This is a genomic window from Pseudomonas sp. LjRoot71 (assembly GCF_964253255.1).
Taxonomy (GTDB): domain Bacteria; phylum Pseudomonadota; class Gammaproteobacteria; order Pseudomonadales; family Pseudomonadaceae; genus Aquipseudomonas.
Genome location: NZ_CAXURA020000001.1, coordinates 3081384 through 3100026 on the forward strand (window position 1 = coordinate 3081384; position 18643 = coordinate 3100026).

Annotated in this window: 18 protein-coding genes and 1 pseudogene; 10 read left to right on the forward strand and 9 right to left on the reverse strand. The window is 62.6% G+C overall.

What is annotated here, in order from left to right:
* Positions 1-8: 8 nt before the first annotated feature.
* Both thiE and ACSQ17_RS14470 read right to left on the reverse strand, forming a co-directional pair.
* The gene (thiE, locus tag ACSQ17_RS14465; protein WP_436069374.1) at positions 9-635 is read right to left on the reverse strand and encodes a thiamine phosphate synthase; all 627 of its coding nucleotides are present in this window, start codon (positions 633-635) and stop codon (positions 9-11) included.
* A 36-nt stretch (positions 636-671) separates the two neighbouring features.
* Positions 672-1466, reverse strand: coding sequence for a hydroxymethylpyrimidine/phosphomethylpyrimidine kinase (locus tag ACSQ17_RS14470; protein ID WP_436069375.1), 795 nt, complete (start codon positions 1464-1466; stop codon positions 672-674).
* Between the two features lie 233 nt (positions 1467-1699).
* On the opposite strand from ACSQ17_RS14470, the gene ACSQ17_RS14475 reads away from it, so the two are divergent.
* The 4 genes from ACSQ17_RS14475 to ACSQ17_RS14490 all read left to right on the forward strand — a co-directional run bounded on the left by ACSQ17_RS14475 (position 1700) and on the right by ACSQ17_RS14490 (position 7034).
* Positions 1700-4081, forward strand: coding sequence for a 7TM diverse intracellular signaling domain-containing protein (locus ACSQ17_RS14475; RefSeq protein ID WP_436069376.1), 2382 nt, complete (start codon positions 1700-1702; stop codon positions 4079-4081).
* A 208-nt stretch (positions 4082-4289) separates the two neighbouring features.
* Complete coding sequence (locus ACSQ17_RS14480; protein ID WP_436069377.1) at positions 4290-4943, forward strand: TetR/AcrR family transcriptional regulator; 654 nt, start codon at positions 4290-4292, stop codon at positions 4941-4943.
* Complete coding sequence (locus ACSQ17_RS14485) at positions 4940-6592, forward strand: acyl-CoA dehydrogenase family protein (RefSeq protein WP_436069378.1); 1653 nt, start codon at positions 4940-4942, stop codon at positions 6590-6592. Before ACSQ17_RS14480 ends, ACSQ17_RS14485 begins: the two co-directional genes overlap by 4 nt.
* 10 nt (positions 6593-6602) lie before the next feature.
* The gene (locus tag ACSQ17_RS14490; RefSeq protein ID WP_436069379.1) at positions 6603-7034 is read left to right on the forward strand and encodes a PaaI family thioesterase; all 432 of its coding nucleotides are present in this window, start codon (positions 6603-6605) and stop codon (positions 7032-7034) included.
* A gap of 65 nt (positions 7035-7099) precedes the next feature.
* On the opposite strand, the gene ACSQ17_RS14495 is transcribed toward ACSQ17_RS14490, so the two are convergent.
* The gene (locus ACSQ17_RS14495; RefSeq protein WP_436069380.1) at positions 7100-7834 is read right to left on the reverse strand and encodes a hypothetical protein; all 735 of its coding nucleotides are present in this window, start codon (positions 7832-7834) and stop codon (positions 7100-7102) included.
* A 132-nt stretch (positions 7835-7966) separates the two neighbouring features.
* Between ACSQ17_RS14495 and amn the strand changes: the two genes are divergently transcribed.
* Complete coding sequence (gene amn / locus ACSQ17_RS14500; protein ID WP_436069381.1) at positions 7967-9439, forward strand: AMP nucleosidase; 1473 nt, start codon at positions 7967-7969, stop codon at positions 9437-9439.
* A 138-nt stretch (positions 9440-9577) separates the two neighbouring features.
* Here the strand turns inward: amn and ACSQ17_RS14505 are convergent, their stop codons facing one another.
* The gene (locus ACSQ17_RS14505) at positions 9578-10444 is read right to left on the reverse strand and encodes a LysR substrate-binding domain-containing protein (protein ID WP_436069382.1); all 867 of its coding nucleotides are present in this window, start codon (positions 10442-10444) and stop codon (positions 9578-9580) included.
* Positions 10445-10613: 169 nt separating this feature from the next.
* Here ACSQ17_RS14505 and ACSQ17_RS14510 point away from each other — a divergent pair, with 169 nt between their 5' ends.
* From ACSQ17_RS14510 to ACSQ17_RS14525, 4 genes and pseudogenes are all read left to right on the forward strand, one after another.
* Positions 10614-11630, forward strand: a complete 1017-nt coding sequence (locus ACSQ17_RS14510; protein ID WP_436069383.1) for an agmatine deiminase family protein — start codon at positions 10614-10616, stop codon at positions 11628-11630.
* Positions 11631-11634: 4 nt separating this feature from the next.
* The gene (gene aguB, locus ACSQ17_RS14515; RefSeq protein ID WP_436069384.1) at positions 11635-12543 is read left to right on the forward strand and encodes an N-carbamoylputrescine amidase; all 909 of its coding nucleotides are present in this window, start codon (positions 11635-11637) and stop codon (positions 12541-12543) included.
* Between the two features lie 2 nt (positions 12544-12545).
* Positions 12546-13649, forward strand: coding sequence for an extracellular solute-binding protein (locus tag ACSQ17_RS14520; protein ID WP_436069385.1), 1104 nt, complete (start codon positions 12546-12548; stop codon positions 13647-13649).
* Positions 13650-13703: 54 nt separating this feature from the next.
* Positions 13704-14829, forward strand: a pseudogene (locus tag ACSQ17_RS14525) (agmatine deiminase family protein).
* Positions 14830-14847: 18 nt separating this feature from the next.
* Here ACSQ17_RS14525 and ACSQ17_RS14530 read toward each other — a convergent pair.
* Positions 14848-15300 carry a GNAT family N-acetyltransferase gene (locus tag ACSQ17_RS14530; protein WP_436069386.1) on the reverse strand — a complete coding sequence of 151 codons (453 nt, stop codon included), beginning with the start codon at positions 15298-15300 and terminating at the stop codon, positions 14848-14850.
* A 58-nt stretch (positions 15301-15358) separates the two neighbouring features.
* Positions 15359-16393, reverse strand: coding sequence for an NADPH-dependent aldehyde reductase Ahr (gene ahr / locus ACSQ17_RS14535; protein WP_436069387.1), 1035 nt, complete (start codon positions 16391-16393; stop codon positions 15359-15361).
* Between the two features lie 204 nt (positions 16394-16597).
* Here ahr and ACSQ17_RS14540 point away from each other — a divergent pair, with 204 nt between their 5' ends.
* Positions 16598-17167: a pseudouridine synthase gene (locus tag ACSQ17_RS14540; RefSeq protein ID WP_436070486.1), complete on the forward strand. Its 570-nt coding sequence runs from the start codon at positions 16598-16600 to the stop codon at positions 17165-17167.
* Here ACSQ17_RS14540 and ACSQ17_RS14545 read toward each other — a convergent pair whose 3' ends face one another.
* The 3 genes from ACSQ17_RS14545 to ACSQ17_RS14555 form a co-directional block, all read right to left on the reverse strand.
* Positions 17168-17560 (reverse strand): globin, encoded by a 393-nt coding sequence (locus ACSQ17_RS14545; protein WP_436069388.1) that lies wholly within the window; start codon positions 17558-17560, stop codon positions 17168-17170. It lies immediately after the preceding gene.
* A gap of 70 nt (positions 17561-17630) precedes the next feature.
* Positions 17631-17849: a DUF2788 domain-containing protein gene (locus ACSQ17_RS14550; protein WP_436069389.1), complete on the reverse strand. Its 219-nt coding sequence runs from the start codon at positions 17847-17849 to the stop codon at positions 17631-17633.
* 139 nt (positions 17850-17988) lie between these two features.
* Complete coding sequence (locus ACSQ17_RS14555; protein ID WP_436069390.1) at positions 17989-18468, reverse strand: Lrp/AsnC family transcriptional regulator; 480 nt, start codon at positions 18466-18468, stop codon at positions 17989-17991.
* Positions 18469-18643 lie beyond the last annotated feature (175 nt).

The following is an 18643-nucleotide window of genomic DNA, read 5'->3' on the forward strand; positions in this document are numbered from 1 at the left end:
GAAAAGGGTTAGTTAGGGCTAAACAGGGCGCTAAAGGCGCGGGCGCGGCGCTCGACTTCATCTGCCGAGCCGGCACCGAACAGGCCGTGTACCACGGCAACCATGCTGGCGCCGTGGGCAATCAGCTCAGGGGCGTTTTCCAGGGTCACGCCGCCGATGGCGACAATCGGCAGGTTGACCTTGGCTTTCGCCGCCGCCAGCAAGGCGATGTCAGCCGAGGGCGCGCCAGGTTTGGTGGTGGAATTGAAGAAGCGGCCAAAGGCAACGTAACTGACGCCTTCCTTGGCAGCAGCTTCGGCCAGCTCCAGCTGGGCATGGCAGGTGCCGCCGATAATCGCCTGGCGGCCGAGCAAGGCGCGGGCGGCAGACAGCGAGCCATCGCCCTGGCCGAGGTGCAGGCCCACGCCAAGGCGCGCGGCCAATTCGGCGTCGTCATTGATGATCAGTGCCGCACCGTAACGGTTGCACAGTTCGCGCAGGGTTTCGGCTTCGCGCAGGCGGCGCGCGTCATCGCTGGATTTGTCGCGGTATTGCAGCAGCGTCGCGCCGCCCTTGAGTGCGGCTTCGACGTAGGGCAGCAATCTGCCCTTGAGCAGTTCACTGTCGGTGATGGCATACAGGCCACGCAGTTTCATCGGGCGCTCCAGCAGGTGTTCATCAGCGGCTCTCTATCAAAAGGCATCCAGCGGCAGGCGACGCGGGATGTACTGGCCGTGGCCCGGTTGTTCGGCGTCACGCAGGGTGCGCCAGGTGTAATCGAGGGCGAACTGCACGGCGCTGACCAGTTCCTGGTCCAGGGCCAGGCGGCCAGCCAGGGTGCTGGCCAGGGTGCAACCGGATCCATGGTAGCTGCCGGGCAGGCGCTGGCAGGTAAAGGTGTGGCGGCTGCCGTCGCGGCTGTACAGGCGGTTGTGCACTTCGTGCTCATCGCCATGACCGCCGGTGATCAGCAGGTGCTGGATATAGGGCAGCAGCTTTTCTGCGCACTCATCTGCTGTGCCGTCCGGCAGTTCGGCGAGTATTTGAGCTTCCGGCAAGTTCGGTGTGGCGATGGTCGAGACGGCAAACAGTCGCTCGCGCATGGCGTAGCCGACTTCGTCCTTACCCAGTGCGCCGCCGCCGCCAGCACGCAGCACCGGGTCGCAGACCAGCGGGATGCCCGGCAGGCGCTGCATGATTTCCAGTACGGTTTCGACCATCTCGACCGAGCCGAGCATGCCGAGCTTTACGGCCTCGACCGGCAGGTCGTTGATCACCGCATTGGCCTGGGCCAACACCCAGTCGCGGTCGAGCACACGGAAGTCGGACACATTGACGGTGTCCTGCACGGTCAGCGCGGTCACGGTGGGGGCAGCGTGACAGCCTTGGGCGAGCAGGGCTTCGATATCGGCTTGCAGGCCAGCACCACCACTGGGGTCGTGACCGGACAGGCACAGCACTACGGGGCGAGAGGTAGGCATTTTCATGGTGCGCGAGCTTATCACCAAACCAGGCGTTGCAGACCCCGCAAGACCAGCAAAGCGTTCTCAGCGGACGACCTGCATGCCGCCGGGAGGTGTCCGCCACTTCGTGAAAACCCCGCGCTATTTCAGCTTTTCCCGGCTTTGCGCCACGGGTGCCTATGCTAGAGTGCCAACCCCATGAATACACCGCTCCAGCGGCGCGCGATGGCGCTGCTGGCCTACTCTGGCTGAGCTGCATGCACTACATCCTTCTCTGCTTTTTAATGCTGGTGCCAGGCTTGGCCGGCGCATTAGTTTTTGATGAAACCACCCGCAGTCTGCCGCTCGGCAAGGCCATGGCGGTATTCGAGGATGTGCGCGGTGATGCCAGCATCGAGGACATCACCTCGCCAGCATTGCAAGGCAGCTTTCGTCAGCACGACAAGGGCGTGCTGAACGCCGGTTATTCGCGTTCGGTGTTCTGGCTGCGTCTGGATCTGGAATACCGCCCGCAGCAGACGAGCACGACACAGCCCTGGCTGCTGGAGCTGGCCTACCCGCCGCTCGACCATGTGCAGCTCTATCTGGCTGATGCCGAAGGCCGTTATCAGCTGCGTCAGCACACTGGCGATGCCCTGCCGTTCTCCACCCGCGAGATCAAACAGCACAACTACCTGTTCGAATTGCAACTGCCGCCCGGGCAGCCGCAGCGCGTCTACCTGCGCCTGGAAAGCCAGGGCTCGATCCAGGCCCCGCTGACCCTCTGGGCCCCCAACGCCTACCTGGAAGAACAGCCGACGCGCATCTATGTGCTGGGCATCATCTACGGCGTGCTGTTGGTGATGCTGATCTACAACCTGTTTATCTTCCTCAGCGTCCGCGACACCAGTTACCTGTATTACATCCTCTATATCGCTTCGTTCGGTTTCTATCAGCTGTCGGTCAACGGTGCGGCCATCGAGTATTTCTGGCCCAACAGCCCCTGGTGGGCGAATGCGGCCACGCCGTTCCTGATCGGCGCGGCGGCGTTGTTCGGTTGTCAGTTCGCGCGCAGTTTCCTGCACACCGCCGAACACAGCCCCTGGGTTGATCGCGCCTTGCTGCTGCTGATGGCCTGTGGCGTTTTGGTGATGACCCTGGCCCTTACGGCCAGTTACGCACTGTCGCTGCGCCTGGCCACCTACCTGGCTCTGCTGTTCACCGTGGTGATTTTCAGCGCCGGGATTCTCGCCTGGCTGCGCGGCATGCGCGTGGCGCGCTATTTCATCATCGCCTGGAGCACCTTTCTGGCCGGTGGGGCGATCAATACCCTGATGGTGCTGGGCTACCTACCGAACATCTTCCTCACCATGTATGCCAGTCAGATCGGCTCGGCGCTGGAGGTCGGGCTGCTGTCGCTGGCCCTGGCCGACCGCATCAATGCCATGAAGGAAGAGCGCACACGCATCCTGCAAGAAGCCGGGCTCAAGCTCGAAGCCTTCAACCAGGAACTGGCCACCAGCAACCGACTCAAGGATGAATTCCTCGCCACCGTCACCCACGAACTGCGTACGCCGATGAACGGGGTGATCGGTTCGCTGGAGCTGATGCAGATGCTCAATCTTGAGGGCGAGTTGGCGAATTATCAGAAAACCGCCGCCAGTTCGGCCCGCGACATGATGCGCATGGTCAATGACATCCTTGCCCTGACCGAGCTGCAAGCTGGCCGCCTGTACCCACGGCGCGAGCCTTTCAGCCTGCGCGGTCTGTTTGACGGTCTGCGCGCGCAATACGCGCCGCGCGCCGAAGAGAAGGGGCTGCGTTTTGTGCTGGAGCTGGATGACAACCTGCCCGACACCCTCGAAGGCGACGCCAGCAAATTGCAGCAAAGCTTGGGCTGCCTGCTGGATAACGCCATCAAGTTCACCTTGCACGGTGAGGTGCGGGTGCGCGTCAGTCGCGGTGGTACGGCTAACGATATCCTGCCGCTGCGTATCGAGGTGATCGATACCGGCGTGGGCTTTGCGGTCCCGGTCGATGGCAAGTTGTACCAGCGCTTTCAGCAGCTGGATGGCTCGATGACCCGGGAATACGGCGGGTTGGGTATTGGCCTGGCCATCTGCCGGCAACTGGTTGACCTGCTGGGTGGCAACCTCAGCCATGAATCCCAGCCAGGGCAGGGCAGCTGCTTCTGTCTGGAGTTGCCGTTGGCCCTGCCGGTACAATTGGCAACGCCGGCACAGCTGGCCCCCAAGGTCACGGGGCCGGCGTTGCGTGCGCCTGAGCAGTGCACGGTGTTGATCGTCGAAGACAACGCGATCAATCAATTGGTGACCCGCGGCATGCTGCTCAAACTGGGCTATCAGGTGCGCACCGCTGATAACGGTGGTGATGCCCTGGATGTGCTGCGTAACGAAGGGGTTGATGCGGTGCTGCTGGATTGTCAGATGCCGGTGATGGACGGTTTTGCCACCTGCCGGGCGCTGCGCAACCTGCCAGGTTGTCGCGACCTGCCGGTGCTGGCGATCACGGCCCACAGCCACAGCGGTGACCGGGAGCGCTGTCTGGCCGCCGGCATGAGCGACTACCTAGCCAAGCCCGTGAAGTTCGAACAGCTGCGCAATCTGCTGCATGACTGGGTGCTCTGCCGTCCGGCATAGGGCCGCTTGGTTTGTAGGGTGCGCTTTGCGCACCACTGAACCCCGCGCGCCCGGCAGGGCGGTGCCGCTCAAGCGCGTATTTAACTAAATCCTCCATGCTATATGCGTCAGTGGTTGGCGTTTATGCCGTCGACTGTGCCCGGAATCACCCTTTAGCCAAACTCTGAATCCTGATTCACTTGAATAAACGTGAATCAGGATTCAGACCATGGCCTATCGCACCACCGCCCTGCGGATCGACCGCGATCAAGCGCTGCGTGAGCGCATCATCAGCGCCGCTCTGGCGCGGGTGGCTGACGGTGGCTTTGCCGCGCTGACCATGCAAGCGCTGGCCGAAGATGTCGGCATTGCCACCGGCAGTCTGTACCGCCATGTGCGCAGCAAGGGCGAGCTGGCGGCGGAAGTGTTTGCCGTGGCCAGCCAGCGTGAGGTCGATGCCCTGGCGATCACCGTACGAGCATCAGGCAGCCCGGTAAAACGCTTGGCTGATGGCCTGGAGCGGTTTGCTGCGCGGGCCTGGGACAGTCGCCAGCTGGCCTTCGCCCTGATTGCCGAACCGGTGGACCCGCAGGTGGATGAACAGCGCCTGTTCTACCGCGAAGCCTATGCCGATCTGTTCGTCGAATTGCTGCAGGAGGGCGTCGCCCAAGGCGTGTTCCATGTGCAGCAGATCAACCTGGTCGCGGCCTGCCTGGTTGGCGCCATTGCCGAAGCCCTGGTCGGGCCGTTGTCACCACCTGCGCGTGCCGCCCGCGAAGCCGGGTACCCCGCCCCCAGCCTGGCCGAAGTCAGCCAGGCTCTGATTACGTTCTGCCTGCGCGCCGTTGGCGCCCCATTGCCCGAAGAGGAGCCTCAGCCATGAATGCCAGCCAACACGCCGAAACCCACGAAGTGTTCAACCAGGTGCCACCTCTGGATGGCGCCAACCTGTACCGCGTCGACCTGCCGCTGCAAGAGTGGAGCAAACGTTTTGGCGGTGGCTGGGCCGAGCAGCGCCTGGATGTGTATGGCGCGCTGGCCGGCGGCGAGCTGATGGCCGCCGGTTTTCTCGCCAACGAGAACAAGCCGGTGTTCAAGAGTCACGACCGCTACGGCCATCGCGCCGATCTGGTGGAGTTTCATCCGGCTTATCACCAACTGATGGCGGCGGCCATCGAGCATGGTATTCCTTCCATGCCCTGGACCGACCCGCGGGCCGGCGCTCAGGTGGCGCGCGCCGCCATGAGTTATCTGCACAGCCAGGCCGAAGCCGGCAGCGGTTGCCCGCTGACCATGACCTTCGCCAGCGTGCCGGCGCTCAAGCTGCAGGCTGATGTGGCTGAAAAGTGGCTGCCGAAAATCCTCGCCACTCAATACGATCCGCGCAATCTGCCGATCGAGCAGAAAGCTGGCGCGACCATCGGCATGGCCATGACCGAGAAACAGGGTGGCACCGATGTGCGCGCCAACACCACGCGTGCCTACCCGGTTGGTTTGGGCGGCCCGGGCCAGGCCTATGAGCTGGTCGGCCACAAGTGGTTCTGCTCGGCGCCGATGTGCGATGCCTTCCTGACTCTGGCGTATACCGACAAGGGCCTGACCTGCTTTTTGCTGCCGCGCCACCGTCCGGATGGCACGCGCAACGAGTTCTATATCCAGCGCCTGAAAAACAAGCTGGGCAATTGGTCGAACGCCTCCAGCGAGGTGGAGTTCCGCGGTGCGCTGGCCTGGATGGTTGGCGAGGAAGGCCGTGGCGTGCCGACCATTATCGAGATGGTGGCGCTGACCCGCTTCGATTGCATGATCGGTTCCAGCGCGCTGATGCGTCAGGCCCTGAGCCAGGCCGCGCACCACTGCGCGCACCGTCAGGTCGGTGGTCGTGTGCTCAGCGAGCAACCGCTGATGCAGAACGTGCTGGCCGATCTGGCCCTGGAAAGCGAGGCGGCGCTGGCGCTGACTATGCGCATGGGTAAGGCGCTGGACAATCCGCATGACGAGCAGGAAGACAAGTTCGCTCGCCTGGTGACCGCCGTAGGCAAGTATTGGATCTGCAAACGCGCCCCCGCGATGATCAATGAAGCGGCCGAGTGCATGGGCGGTGCCGGTTATGTCGAGGAAACCATCCTGCCGCGCCTGTACCGTGAAGCACCGGTCAACTCGACCTGGGAAGGCTCGGGCAACGTGCAGTGCCTGGACGTGCTGCGTGCGCTGTCCAAGGAGCCGGGCGTGCTCGATGCTCTGTTTGCCGAGCTGGGCGACGGTCACGGCGATGCACGGCTGAAAGCCCATATTGCGCAACTGCAGGCGGATTTCCGCGACACCGCCGATATCCAGTACCGCGCCCGTCAGCTCACCGAGGACGTAGCCCTGGCATTGCAAGCCAAGCTGTTGCTGGAAGCCGGCAATTCGGTGGTAAGCGATGCCTTTATCGCCAGCCGCCTGGGCGGGCAGGGAGGGCGGGTCTACGGCACCTTGCCGCGCGGGCTGGATGTCGAAGCACTGCTGGCGCGCAGTACGCCGCATCTGATCTGAGACCGCCAGCATGCACAGCAGTCTCTTTGAACAGTTACAGGTCTGGCTGACCGGTGATATCGCGGCGGACTACGGCATCTCCCGGTTGCAGGCTGCCGAAGGGGCGGCGAGCTTTAGCAGTCAGCCGCCGGCTGTGCACTTCAATCCACTTGGTGGTGTGCATGGCGGTTACACCGCCACGCTGTTCGATGCGGCGCTGGGGTTGGCGGTGTATTCGCAGGCCAGTGCTGAGGAGGTGTACGTGACTGCCAGCTTGCAGGTGAATTACCTGCGTCCGATTGGCCTGGCAGCCTGGCCGCTGCGCACCGAAGCGCGCGTGTTGCAGCGTGACGGGCGGCAGGTTTCCACGCAAGCCACGCTGCATGATGTTCAGGGGCAGCTGTGCGCCACCGCCAGTGCGGTGTTCACCTGCTTGCGCAACAGGGTTCACAACGCAATCTGAATGTTTTCAGCCGAGCTGCTGCTTCCCGATATTGCGGCGTTTTGCTGCGTGCCGGATTGGTGTATTCAGCGCCGCTGCCAGATCATCTTGCCGGTGTTGCTTTCGGTCACCAGGTATTGGTCGCTGAAATGGTAGCGGGCGGCCGGCTGATAGTCGTTCTGGCCTTGCAGCTGGACTTCCAGCAAGCCGGTGTTGGTGGTTATCCAGCGGCCGGTGTACTGCAGCTCGCCGGGGGCGTTGTAGTTCCAGTCGGCGCCGCCGGCGACGGTACGGCTCCATTGGCTCACGCCGCCATCAACGGTCAGTTGCAGAATCATCTGGGTGGTCATCGAGGCGAAGTTGGCACCGCCGCTGTTGGTGATTTTTTCGTGCACCCAGGTGCCGATCAGTGCCGGGTCGCGGAATTGGCGATTGGCCTTGCTGGCGATGGCGGCGTCGCTGAACGTCTGGCGATGGAACACGGCGCTGCGCTCCAGGGTTTCGCCCGTGCGCGGGTTGCGCGCAGCGATGTGGCTGTCGAGCACGCCGTTGGCATAGGTGGCCGTCATGTTGGCGATTGCCTGTCCGGATTGTGCTTCGCTGATCTGTGCTGTGAGCCGCTGGCCATCGAAGCTGCCACTTATCTGTAGACGCAACCGGCCACCCTCGATGTATTCACCACTGACCTGCGGCCCCTGGCTGCGCAGGTGCAGCTCGGCGGGTTGGCCGTCCAGGGTGGCCAGGTAGTGACCGTCCAGGCTGTCGGCCAGTAGCAGGCTGGGCAGTAAACTCAGGAACAGGATGAACAGGGCGTGCGGCATGCGGTGTCCTCGGGGCAATGGGTGCAACAAGATTAGCGGGTATTGGGTGACTGGGCGGTCAACGCCGCGCTATCCGAAGCGCGACGGATCAGGGCAAGATAGGGCCTGTCCGATCAGCCAGGAAGATGCCTTGTGAGCCCTTGTTCCGATGACTTCGTTGTCGCCACTACCGCCGAAGAGGCGGTGGATCGTCTCGCCGCGCTGCACCAGCAGGCTACCAGCGCCCTCAGTCAGGCGCTCAAGCGTTACCTGAAAGAGCGCATCAAACCCGATGCCGCGCAGCAGTGCCAGTTCCGCTACCCAGAATTGCGCCTGACCTACCTGTGCCAGGGCGAAGTGCCGACCACTGTGCGCGCCTATGCCAAGGTGCAGGTGCCAGGCACCTACAGCGTTACCGTCACGCACCCGGCGGCGTTCCGCAAATACCTGCTGGAGCAGCTGCGCCCGCTGATGAGCGACTTCACCGTGCGCGTGGAAGTGGGCATCAGCCAGCAGAACATTCCCTATCCCTACGTGGTGGAGCAGGGTGATGAATTGGCTGGCTCCGGGGTCACCGCCGCCGAGCTGGCGCGGGTGTTCCCCAGCACTGATCTGTCGGCCGCCACCGATGGCACCGCCGATGGCCTGTACGATTGGGAAAACACCGACCCGTTGCCGCTAGCGCTGTTCGATGCCGCCCGGGTGGATTTCTCCCTGCGCCGCCTGGTGCATTACACCGGCAGCGACTGGCGCCATGTGCAGCCGTGGATTCTGCTGACCAACTACCACCGCTACGTCGACCAATTCATCCGCCATGGCCTGGATATGCTGGTCGGCGACTCGCGTTTCACCCGCATGGTGCTGCCGGGCAACGTGGTGGTCGAGCGCGGCATGGCCGAAGGCGAGATGCAGGCGATCATCGAGAATGTGGTCTGGCACCGTTACCAGATGCCGGCCTACCACTTGCAAGCCGAAGACGGCCACGGCATTACCCTGGTGAATATCGGTGTCGGTCCGTCCAACGCCAAGAACATCACTGACCACCTGGCCGTGCTGCGCCCACACTGCTGGCTGATGATCGGTCACTGCGGCGGCCTGCGTCAGTCGCAGACCATCGGCGATTACGTGCTGGCCCACGCCTATATGCGCCGCGATGGCATTCTCGATCGCGTGCTGCCGCCGCATATCCCGCTGCCGGCCCTGGCCGAGGTGCAGCAGGCCTTGCAGGAGGCCGCCAAGCAGGTTACCGGCGAGCAGGGCGACGAGCTGAAAAAACGCCTGCGCACCGGCACCGTACTGACCTACGACGACCGCAATTGGGAGCTGCGCTGGGCCCAGGAACGGCCGCTGATCAACCTGTCACGCGCGGTGGCGGTGGACATGGAAAGCGGCACCATCGCTGCGCAAGGCTATCGCCTGCGAGTGCCCTACGGCACGCTGTTGTGTGTGTCGGACAAGCCGCTGCACAGCGAGATCAAACTGCCGGGCGCGGCCGGGGCGTTCTACGAGCGCGCCGTGACCCAGCACCTGCATATCGGCATCGCCGCGCTGGAGCTGATGCGCAGCCAACTCAACTCGCTGCATTCGCGCAAATTGCGCAGTTTCGACGAGCCGCCGTTTCGCTAAGAACCTATTTACGATCTGCTGCGCGTCGCCCCTACTGCGTTAAAAACAGGCTCGGAATGCTCATTTACGCCAGTAAACTCCGCTTCCTCGCCTGTTTTTGCCTTGTAGGTATCTAGCTCGCGAGATCGTAAACAGGTTCTAAGGCACCTCGCTGGTTAGCGCCGTATGTAGCCAGGCGCAGAAGCTGCGCGTTAGCGGGTCGCTTTCGCTGTCGCGGTGCACCAGCCAGGCCCAGTTGGGGCCGCGTACGCTCTGTTCCACCAGTGGTTGCAGTAGGCCGTTGCGCCGCGCCTGGTCAGCCAGCAACTGGCTGACCAGTGCGATGCCCAGACCTTGGCTGGCGGCATCCAGCAGCAGGCCAGGGTCGGAAAAATTCAGCCCGTTACTCTGCTGGCCCACATCCTGCCCGCCTTGTACTGCCCAGTGGCTCCAATCCATCTCCCGTTCGCCATGCAGGGTGCAGCGCTCGTCTGGTTGTTGCTCCAGCAGGTTGGGGTGGGCCGCCGGATAGAGGCGGTCTTCCAGTAGCACGCGAAAGCTGCACTCGGCCTGGGCGGTGAGGTCGTCACGCACGGCAATGTCGATGGTCTGAGTGGCCATGTCTGGCGCCTCATCACTGGTGAACAGCCACAGGTCTATTTCCGGGTGCAGGCGGTGGAATTCGCCCAGGCGCGGCACCAGCCAGTGGCGGGCGAAGGCCGGCGTGGTGTTGACCACCAGTTGGTTGGGTTTGCGGTACTGCTCCAGGCGACGGATGCCCACGGCCAGTTGCTGCAACAGCGACTGGGTGGTGCTCAGCAGGTCATGCCCGGCATCGGTGAGACTGACGCTGCGTCCGCTGCGGTAGAACAGCGGCTGTTCGAGAAAGCTTTCCAGGCTACGGATCTGCTGGCTGATCGCTGACTGGGTGAGGTGCAGCTCTTCGGCCGCCTTGTGGAAACTGCCCAGGCGGGCGGCGGCTTCGAAGCCGCGCAGGGCGTTCAGTGGAGGCCAGTGTTTGAGCATGTTTGATAAGTCCTGCTAATCAGAATTGCGCAAAATCTATCGTTTGTTACGGCATTTTTACAGGCCTAGCATGCAAGCCATCACCGCATTCGCGGTTTTCAGTGATAACAAAGGCTTAACTGAAGGCACTTGTGTGCAGCATAACGCAGTCGCAGAAAACACTTGGTTCATGCCCGCTGAATGGGCCCCGCACGCCGCCACCTGGATGGTCTGGCCGCACAACCAGCCGCTGTGGGAATCCGGCTGGGGCGTGACCCTGAACGAGGTGCAGGTCGACTTCGCCCGGGTGGCCAACGCCATTGCTCGCTTCGAACCGGTAAAGATTGTGGTTGATCCATCGGCAGCGCTGCGTGCCCGTGAGTTGTGCGGGCCCAACATCGAGCTGATCGAACTGGCGGTCAACGACAGCTGGTGCCGCGACTCCGGGCCGAGCTTCGTCTGCCATCCGCAATTGGGGCTGGCCGGGGTCAGCTGGCGCTTCAATGCCTGGGGCGGCAAGTCCGAGCATGATCTGGACGAGGGCCTGGCGCGGCGTATTCTCAACGGTCTGGGTATGGAGTGCTTCGGCACGCCGCTCTCCAACGAAGGTGGTGCCATTCACGTCGATGGCGACGGCACCCTGATCACCACCGAGTCGGTGCTGCTCAACCCCAACCGCAATCCGGGGATGAACAAGGTCGAGATGGAAGAGATCTTCGCCCGCTTGCTGGGCGTGAAGAAGACCATCTGGCTGCCGGGTGATCCGCAGTACGTCACCGGCGATATGACCGACGGCCATATCGATGGCGTGTGTGCCTTCGCCAAACCCGGCGCGCTGCTGGTGGACGCCACCCGCGACCAGGGGTCGGTGTATGCCGAAGTGGTGCGTGAAAACCGCCGGGCCCTGGAGTTGGCCACCGACGCCCGCGGCCGCACGTTCGAGATACTCGAGTTGTTCGAGGCCAGCGAGGCAGTGGACACCGAAGCCGAGGTGTTCTGCGCCTCCTACACCAACTTCTACATCTGCAATGGCGCGATCATCATGCCGGCCTACGGCATTGCTGCCGATGAAGAAGCGGCGGCAACCCTGCGCCTGGCCTTCCCGGGCCGCGAAGTGGTGGCGGTGCAGATCAACCAGTTGGCCCATGGCGGCGGCGGGGTGCATTGCATCACCCAGCAGCAGCCGGCCTGGCCGTTGAAGGGGTGAGGTTATGAGCAAACTGACCGTCGCCACCACCCAGTTCGCCTGCAGCTGGAACCTTGAGCACAACCTCGACCAGGCCGAGCGCCTGGTGCGCGAGGCGGCCGCCAAGGGCGCGCAGCTGATCCTGTTGCAGGAGCTGTTCGCCACCCCGTATTTCTGCATTGAGCAGGACCACAAGCACCTGGCGCTGGCCGAGGAATACAGCCAGAGCCGCGTGCTCAAGCGCTTCGCCGGCCTGGCCAAGGAACTCGGTGTGGTGCTGCCGCTGTCCTGGTTCGAGAAGGCTGGCAACGCCTACTTCAACTCGCTGAGCGTGGCTGATGCCGATGGTCGCCTGCTCGGGGTGTACCGCAAGACCCATATCCCCAACGCCATCGGCTACCAGGAGAAGGAATATTTCAGCCCCGGTGATACCGGCTTCAAGGTCTGGGATACCGCCTCTGGCCGTATCGGCGTGGCCATCTGCTGGGATCAGTGGTTCCCGGAAACCGCGCGCTGCCTGGCCCTGCAAGGTGCCGAAGTGCTGCTGTTTCCCACCGCCATCGGCTCCGAGCCTGGCGCTGCGGCGCTGGATTCGCGCGACCACTGGCAGCTCACCCAGCGCGGTCATGCCGCCGCCAACATCCTGCCGGTGATCGCCGCCAACCGTGTCGGCCGTGAAGTGGCGAGCACTGATCCGGCGTTGCAGATGAGCTTCTACGGCTCGTCCTTTATCACCGACCACAAGGGCAAATTGCTCGCCGAGGCGGATCGCGACAGCGCGGGTGTGCTGGTACGCGAGCTGGATCTGGCCGCGATGGGCGAAGAGCGCCAGACGTGGGGCATCTACCGCGACCGCCGCCCGGAAATGTACGGCCCGCTGCTGGGCTTGGACGGACGGCAAACCCATGTGCGCTGGAATCACCAAGGAGTCTGACGATGAAACCGGGTAATGCCTTACTGATCGCTTCACTGAACCTCGCCCTGGGTTGCTCCCAGGCCTGGGGCCAGACCGAGGAAAAGACTCTGCGGCTGTACAACTGGGCCGACTATTTCGCCCCGGAGACCCTGAGCAATTTCACTCAGGAAACCGGTATCCGGGTGATCTACGACGTCATGGAAGGCAGCGAGACGCTGGAGGCCAAGATGATGGCCGGGCGCAGCGGCTATGACCTGATCTTCCCGGGTGACACCGTGGCCGAACGGCTGATGCGCGCCGGTGCGCTGCAGAAGCTGGACACGTCCAACCTCGAGCATCTGGCTGACATCGAGCCTGGCCTGCGCAACCTGCAGACCCAGTACCCCTATTCGCGCCACGCCACCGTGCCTTACACCTGGGGCAGCATTGGTATCACCTACAACGCCGCGATGATTGAGCAGCGTATGCATGACGCACCAGTGAACAGTCTTGATCTGCTGTTCAAACCGGAAAACGCGGCCAAGTTCGCCGACTGCGGTATCTCGATGATCGACTCGCCCGATGAGGTCATGGCCGTGGCCCTCAATTACCTCGGCCGCTCACCGCGCAGCGCCAGACCGGACGATCTCAAGGCCGCCAGCGAGCTGTTGCTGGCGATCAAACCCTTTATCCGCAAGTTCCAGTCGCAACCGGTCACCGACTTGGTCAATGGTGACCTGTGCCTGTCGCTCGGTTATAGCGGTGATGTCACCCAGGCTCAGCGCGCTGCGGCCGGTGCCGGCAAACAGGTGGATTTTCGTTTCCACATCCCGCGTGAGGGCACCACGGTGTGGATGGACACCATGGCTATCCCGGTGGATGCCCGGCACCCGGAGTATGCCTATGCCTTTATCAATTTCGTCATGCGTCCTGCGCACATGGCGGCGATCAGCAACTTCACCGGTTACCCGACCTCCAGTGCCAAAGCTCGGCCGTTGGTTGATGCCGACATGCGCAACAACCCGGAGATCTATGTCGATGAAGCCACCTACGCGCGGCTGATCCCCGGTAAGGACATTCCCCAGCGGGACATGCGTGCCCGTATGCGCGCCTGGAGCCAATTCAAAACGGCCCGTAGTCACTGAGCCGCTGCCAGCCCCTCACCCTTCACAGCCGCCCGACCTAGAGAGAGCAGACCCATGTCGACACGTCGTGATTTCATCAAGCAACTGACTGCCGCCGCCGGCCTGGGCGTGGTCGCGTCCATGGGCGTTGGCCTGAATGCGCCGCGTGTGCGAGCGGCCCTGGGCAACAGTTGGTATATGCCGGACGAGCATGCGCCGCAGGAGCGGGTATTTCTCGCTTTCGCAGCCTCCAGTGCGGTGTGGGAAGATTGGGCAGCGCCAGTCAACGACTGCATCGCCCTGCTGGCCAAGACCATCGCCAAATACCAGCCGGTGACTGTGCTGTGCCGCGCCAACCAGCTGGCGCTGGCCAAGAGCAAGTGCGGCACCACCAATATCAAGTTTTTGACCATGCCGCTGGATGATGTCTGGGTGCGCGACTATGGCGGCTGCTTTGTGGTCGATGGGCAGGGCGGTCGCGGTCTGGTCGATTTCAACTTCAACGGGTGGGGCGGCAAGCAGCGCGCCAGCAACGACACCCAGGTGGCCGATGCGCTGAGCTACGAAACCTATGCCACCTATATCGCCAGCCAGCTGACCGGCGAGGGCGGCGGTATCGAGGTGGATGGCCATGGCACGGCGATCATCACCGAGAGCTGCTGGGTCAACAGCAACCGTAATCCGGGCATGAGCCGTGCGCAGATCGAGGCCGAGCTGAAGGCCAACCTTGGCCTGCGCAAGATCATCTGGCTGCCGGGGATCAAGAACAAGGACATCACCGATGCCCACGTCGATTTTTATGCACGCTTCGTCAAGCCGGGCGTGGTTATCGCCAACCTGGACAACGACCCCAAGTCCTACGACTACGCGGTAACCCGTAGCCATTTGCAGATATTGCAGAGCGCCACCGACGCCGATGGTCGCAAGCTGGTAGTGCACACCCTGCCTCCACCCTTGAAAGTGCGCAGCAACGTCTACATCCCGTAACAATCCGGATTTCGCGCCGGGCTATATCAACTACCTGCCGATCAATGGCGCGGTGATTGCGCCGCAGTTCGGTGACGCGGCGGCCGACAAGTACTGTAAAGATCTGCTGACCCAGCTGTATCCGGGGCGTGTGGTGGTACAGGTGAATATTGACCCGATTGCCGGTGGTGGCGGTGGTATCCACTGCGTGACCAAGAACATGCCGCGCCTGTAATCGCTCCGAGCGCGGGGTTCAGCGTGCTGGCTGTTGCAGGCGCAGGTGCAGAATGGGGAAAGGCCGCCCACCGCCATCCAGTGGTGAGTGGCCTGCTACAGCGAAGCCCTGTTTCAGGTAGAAACCGAGCGCTTTGGGGTTCTGCTCATTGACGTCAACCTGGCTAGCGCCGAGGCGCGTCACGGCATCGTCGAGCAGGGTGCGGCCGATGCCCGTACCGTGGACGTGCGGGTCGACGAACAGCATCTCCACCTTGCCCTCTGCATAACCGAGAAAACCAGCTACCCGGCCATCCTCTGCGCGTATGCAACTGAGCTGCACCTGGGGGAAGTACTGCTCGATCAACAAGGGTTTGAGCAGTTGAATATCGTGTTCTTCGAGGAAATCATGGGTAGCGCGTACCGCCGCCTCCCATACCTCAAGCAGACGCGGAAAATCGGCAGATGTTGGTGCTTCGATCAACGGCGGCATGACGGGCTCAGCGCTGGTGAAAAAAGGGGCAAATCATGCAACTGATTTGCCCCCGCTGTCACTTGCTGGCGTCGAGCACCACGCGGTAGCGCGCCTTGCCACTGCGCAGATGGTCAATGGCCTCGTTGACCTTGCTCATCGGGAAGTGCTCGACCTGCGGCAGGATCTGATGGCGTGCGCAGAATTCCAGCATGGTGGCCATATTCGCCGGCGAGCCGACCGGTGAGCCGGACAGACTCTTCTGTTTGGGGATCAGGCTGAACACATGCACCGGGATCGCGCTGGGTACGATGCCGACAAAATGCAGGCGGCCCTTGCCGCTGAGGGTGCCGAGCATGGCATTCCAGTCCAGGTCGGCGCTGGCAGTGACCAGCAGGAAGTCCAGGCTGCCGGCAATTGCCTTGAGTGCCGCGCTGTCGGTGGAGGCGACTACTTTGTGCGCGCCCAGGCGTTTGGCTTCATCCTGTTTGCTCAGTGATGAGGTGAAGGCGGTGACTTCGCAGCCCCAGGCATTGAGAAAGCCCAGCGCCAGATGGCCAAGGCCGCCGATGCCGACCACGCCGACTTTGTCAGTGGGTTTCACGTTGAAATCCAGCAACGGGCTGAACACCGTGGACCCGGCGCAGAACAGCGGGCCGACCAGCGCTGGATCAAGGCCGTCAGGCAGCGCTACCGCCCAGGCCCAGTGGCTGCGTAGACGGTCGGCGAAACCGCCGTTGCTGCCGACAATCGTCGGTTTTACTGTGCCGCACAGCTGGTGCGAGCCTTCCATGCACGAGCTGCAATGCATGCAGCTGCCCTTGTACCAGCCGATGCCCACCCGCTGGCCGAGCTTCAGGCCACGGGCCTGCGGGCCAAGGCGCACCACGGTGCCGACCACTTCATGGCCGGGGATAAAGGGGTAGCTCGCATTGCCCCATTCATTGTCGATCATCGACTGGTCAGAGTGGCAGATGCCGCAGTATTCCACGGCCACTTCGACCTCTTCGGCACCCAGTGGGCCGGGGTCATAACTGTGCGGTTCGAGGGGGGCGCCGGGGGCTTTGGCAGCCCAGCCGGTAAAGGTGTCGACGATGGATTCGGACGAACTCATAACAATGGCCTCGGGACGGGAAACACAACCTTGCCAGCATAGCCCGCTACACCGGTGAAGGTTGTGCGGATCACTCAGCCTGATAGTCCAACCGTGGCCTCGGTTACACTGGCCGCCTCGTAATCGGTTTCTGGATCACCTATGTCGCGCCCACCTCGCCCTGCGTCTTCTCGCCCGCACAGCAGCAAACCGGCGGTGCGCCGCGTGGCCAAGGCACCGCCGGCCGAACCGCGTTTGCTGGTGCTGAACAAACCGTTCGATGTGCTCACCCAGTTCAACGACGAACAGGGCCGTGCCACCCTCAAGGATTTTGTCGATGTGCCTGGCGTCTATCCGGCTGGCCGGCTGGACCGTGACAGCGAAGGCTTGCTGCTGCTGACCAATGACGGTGGCTTGCAGGCACGCATTGCCGACCCCAAGCACAAGCTGGCGAAAACCTATTGGGTGCAGGTGGAAGGCGAGCCCAGTGAGGCGCAGTTGCAGCAGCTGCGCGACGGTGTGCAGCTGAATGACGGCCCGACACTGCCGGCCGAAGCACGGTTACTGGATGAGCCGCAGCTGTGGGAACGCAACCCGCCGGTGCGCTTTCGCAAAAGCATCCCGACGGCCTGGCTGGAGCTGGTGATTCGTGAGGGGCGCAACCGCCAGGTGCGACGCATGACAGCGGCTGTGGGCCTGCCGACGCTGCGCCTGGTGCGCGTACGTATTGGTCCGTTCAGCCTGGACGGGTTGCAGCCCGGAGAGTGGCGCGAAGTGCCGGCCCGACGGGGCTGATCAGTAGCCGGCTTTAATCACCGCGATACCTTTTTCCAGTACCTCATTCCAGGCGCTGCGGGTTTTGCTGCAGCACTGCTGATCATGCTCGCCGATGGTGCGCAGCAACGCCTGCTGCCACAGCACATACAGCTCTGGGCGAATATCCATGGCCGCACGGGAATGGCTGCAGCCCAGGGCGCGCAGCTTGGTGTCCGGCAGGCCGCGCGCATGCATCACCAGGTTGAGAATGCCCTGACGCAGCAGCAACTTTTGCCCGTTCATCTCGGTATTAACGAACTTCTCACGCACCTCGGGTGAGCTGGCGAGGAAGTGGCGGTAGAAACTGTCAAAGAAATCAGGGCTGGCGCAGCAGCGGCCATAGCTCTGCATCACCAGATCAGCGGGGGACATGAAGACTCCTGGGGAACGACTGAAAACCGCAGGCGAGTGCGATCAGGAACCACTAAGCGCGCTGGGCTTGTTAGCCGTGGATGCCGCGAGCGGTTTCGATGATGTAGGTGATGATCGGCTTGGCCAGAAAGGCGAACAGGCACAGGCCCAGAGTAAGGAACAGAATGGCAGTGCCCATGCGGCCGGCTTTGGACTTCTTGGCCAGGTCCCAGATGATGAAGAACATGAACAGAATCAGCCCGCCCACCAGGGCGTACATCATCAGGGATTCAAACTGTTCGGTTTCCATTCGGGCCTCATGAACCTGCAGGTGCTCGGCTGGGTGCCGAAAATCGATGCGTAGGCGGGCGTGGTGACGCCCGCCAGAGGGTCGCGATTATACGCATCAGGGGCGGCCCTGGCAGCCGCGCATGGCGAGGGTGCGGCGATCAGCCGCGCAGTTGCTGCAAGGGCAGTTGCGTGGTGGAGAGAATCTGCTGCAGGACGAAGCTGGAGCGCACGCTGGAAACCCCCTCGATACGGGTCAGTGTGCCCAGCAGCAGCTTCTGGTAGTGATCCATGTCCGGCACCACCACCTTGAGTTGATAGTCCGCATCCATCCCGGTCACCAGGCAGCATTCGAGCACTTCTGGGCATTTGCGGATTTCGGCCTGGAAGTGCTCGAAGCGTTCAGGAGTGTGCCGGTCCATGCCGATCAGCACATAGGCGGTCAGCGTCAGACCGAGCTGCTTGCGGTCAAGCAAGGCGACCTGGCCGAGGATGTAGCCATCGTCCTGCAACTGTTTGACCCGTCGCGAGCAAGGCGAGGGTGATAGGCCGATGCGCTCGGCCAGGTCCTGGTTGGACAAGGTGGCATCACGCTGCAATTCGGCGAGGATATTCAGGTCGTAGCGATCAAGTCTGTTCATCTTTGCCATGCTTTTGTTTTCTGATTGCTGCTAATCATGCGCTTGTGGTGATTAATTGCGCAAGTGATGGCTATTTCAGCAATGTTCGCAATCTTTCGCTGCGCCGTCAGGCGTAAGCTTTACCTCAACTTCAAGGCCCGGACGACACGTCCAACCGCTTCGCCCAATCAGGTGA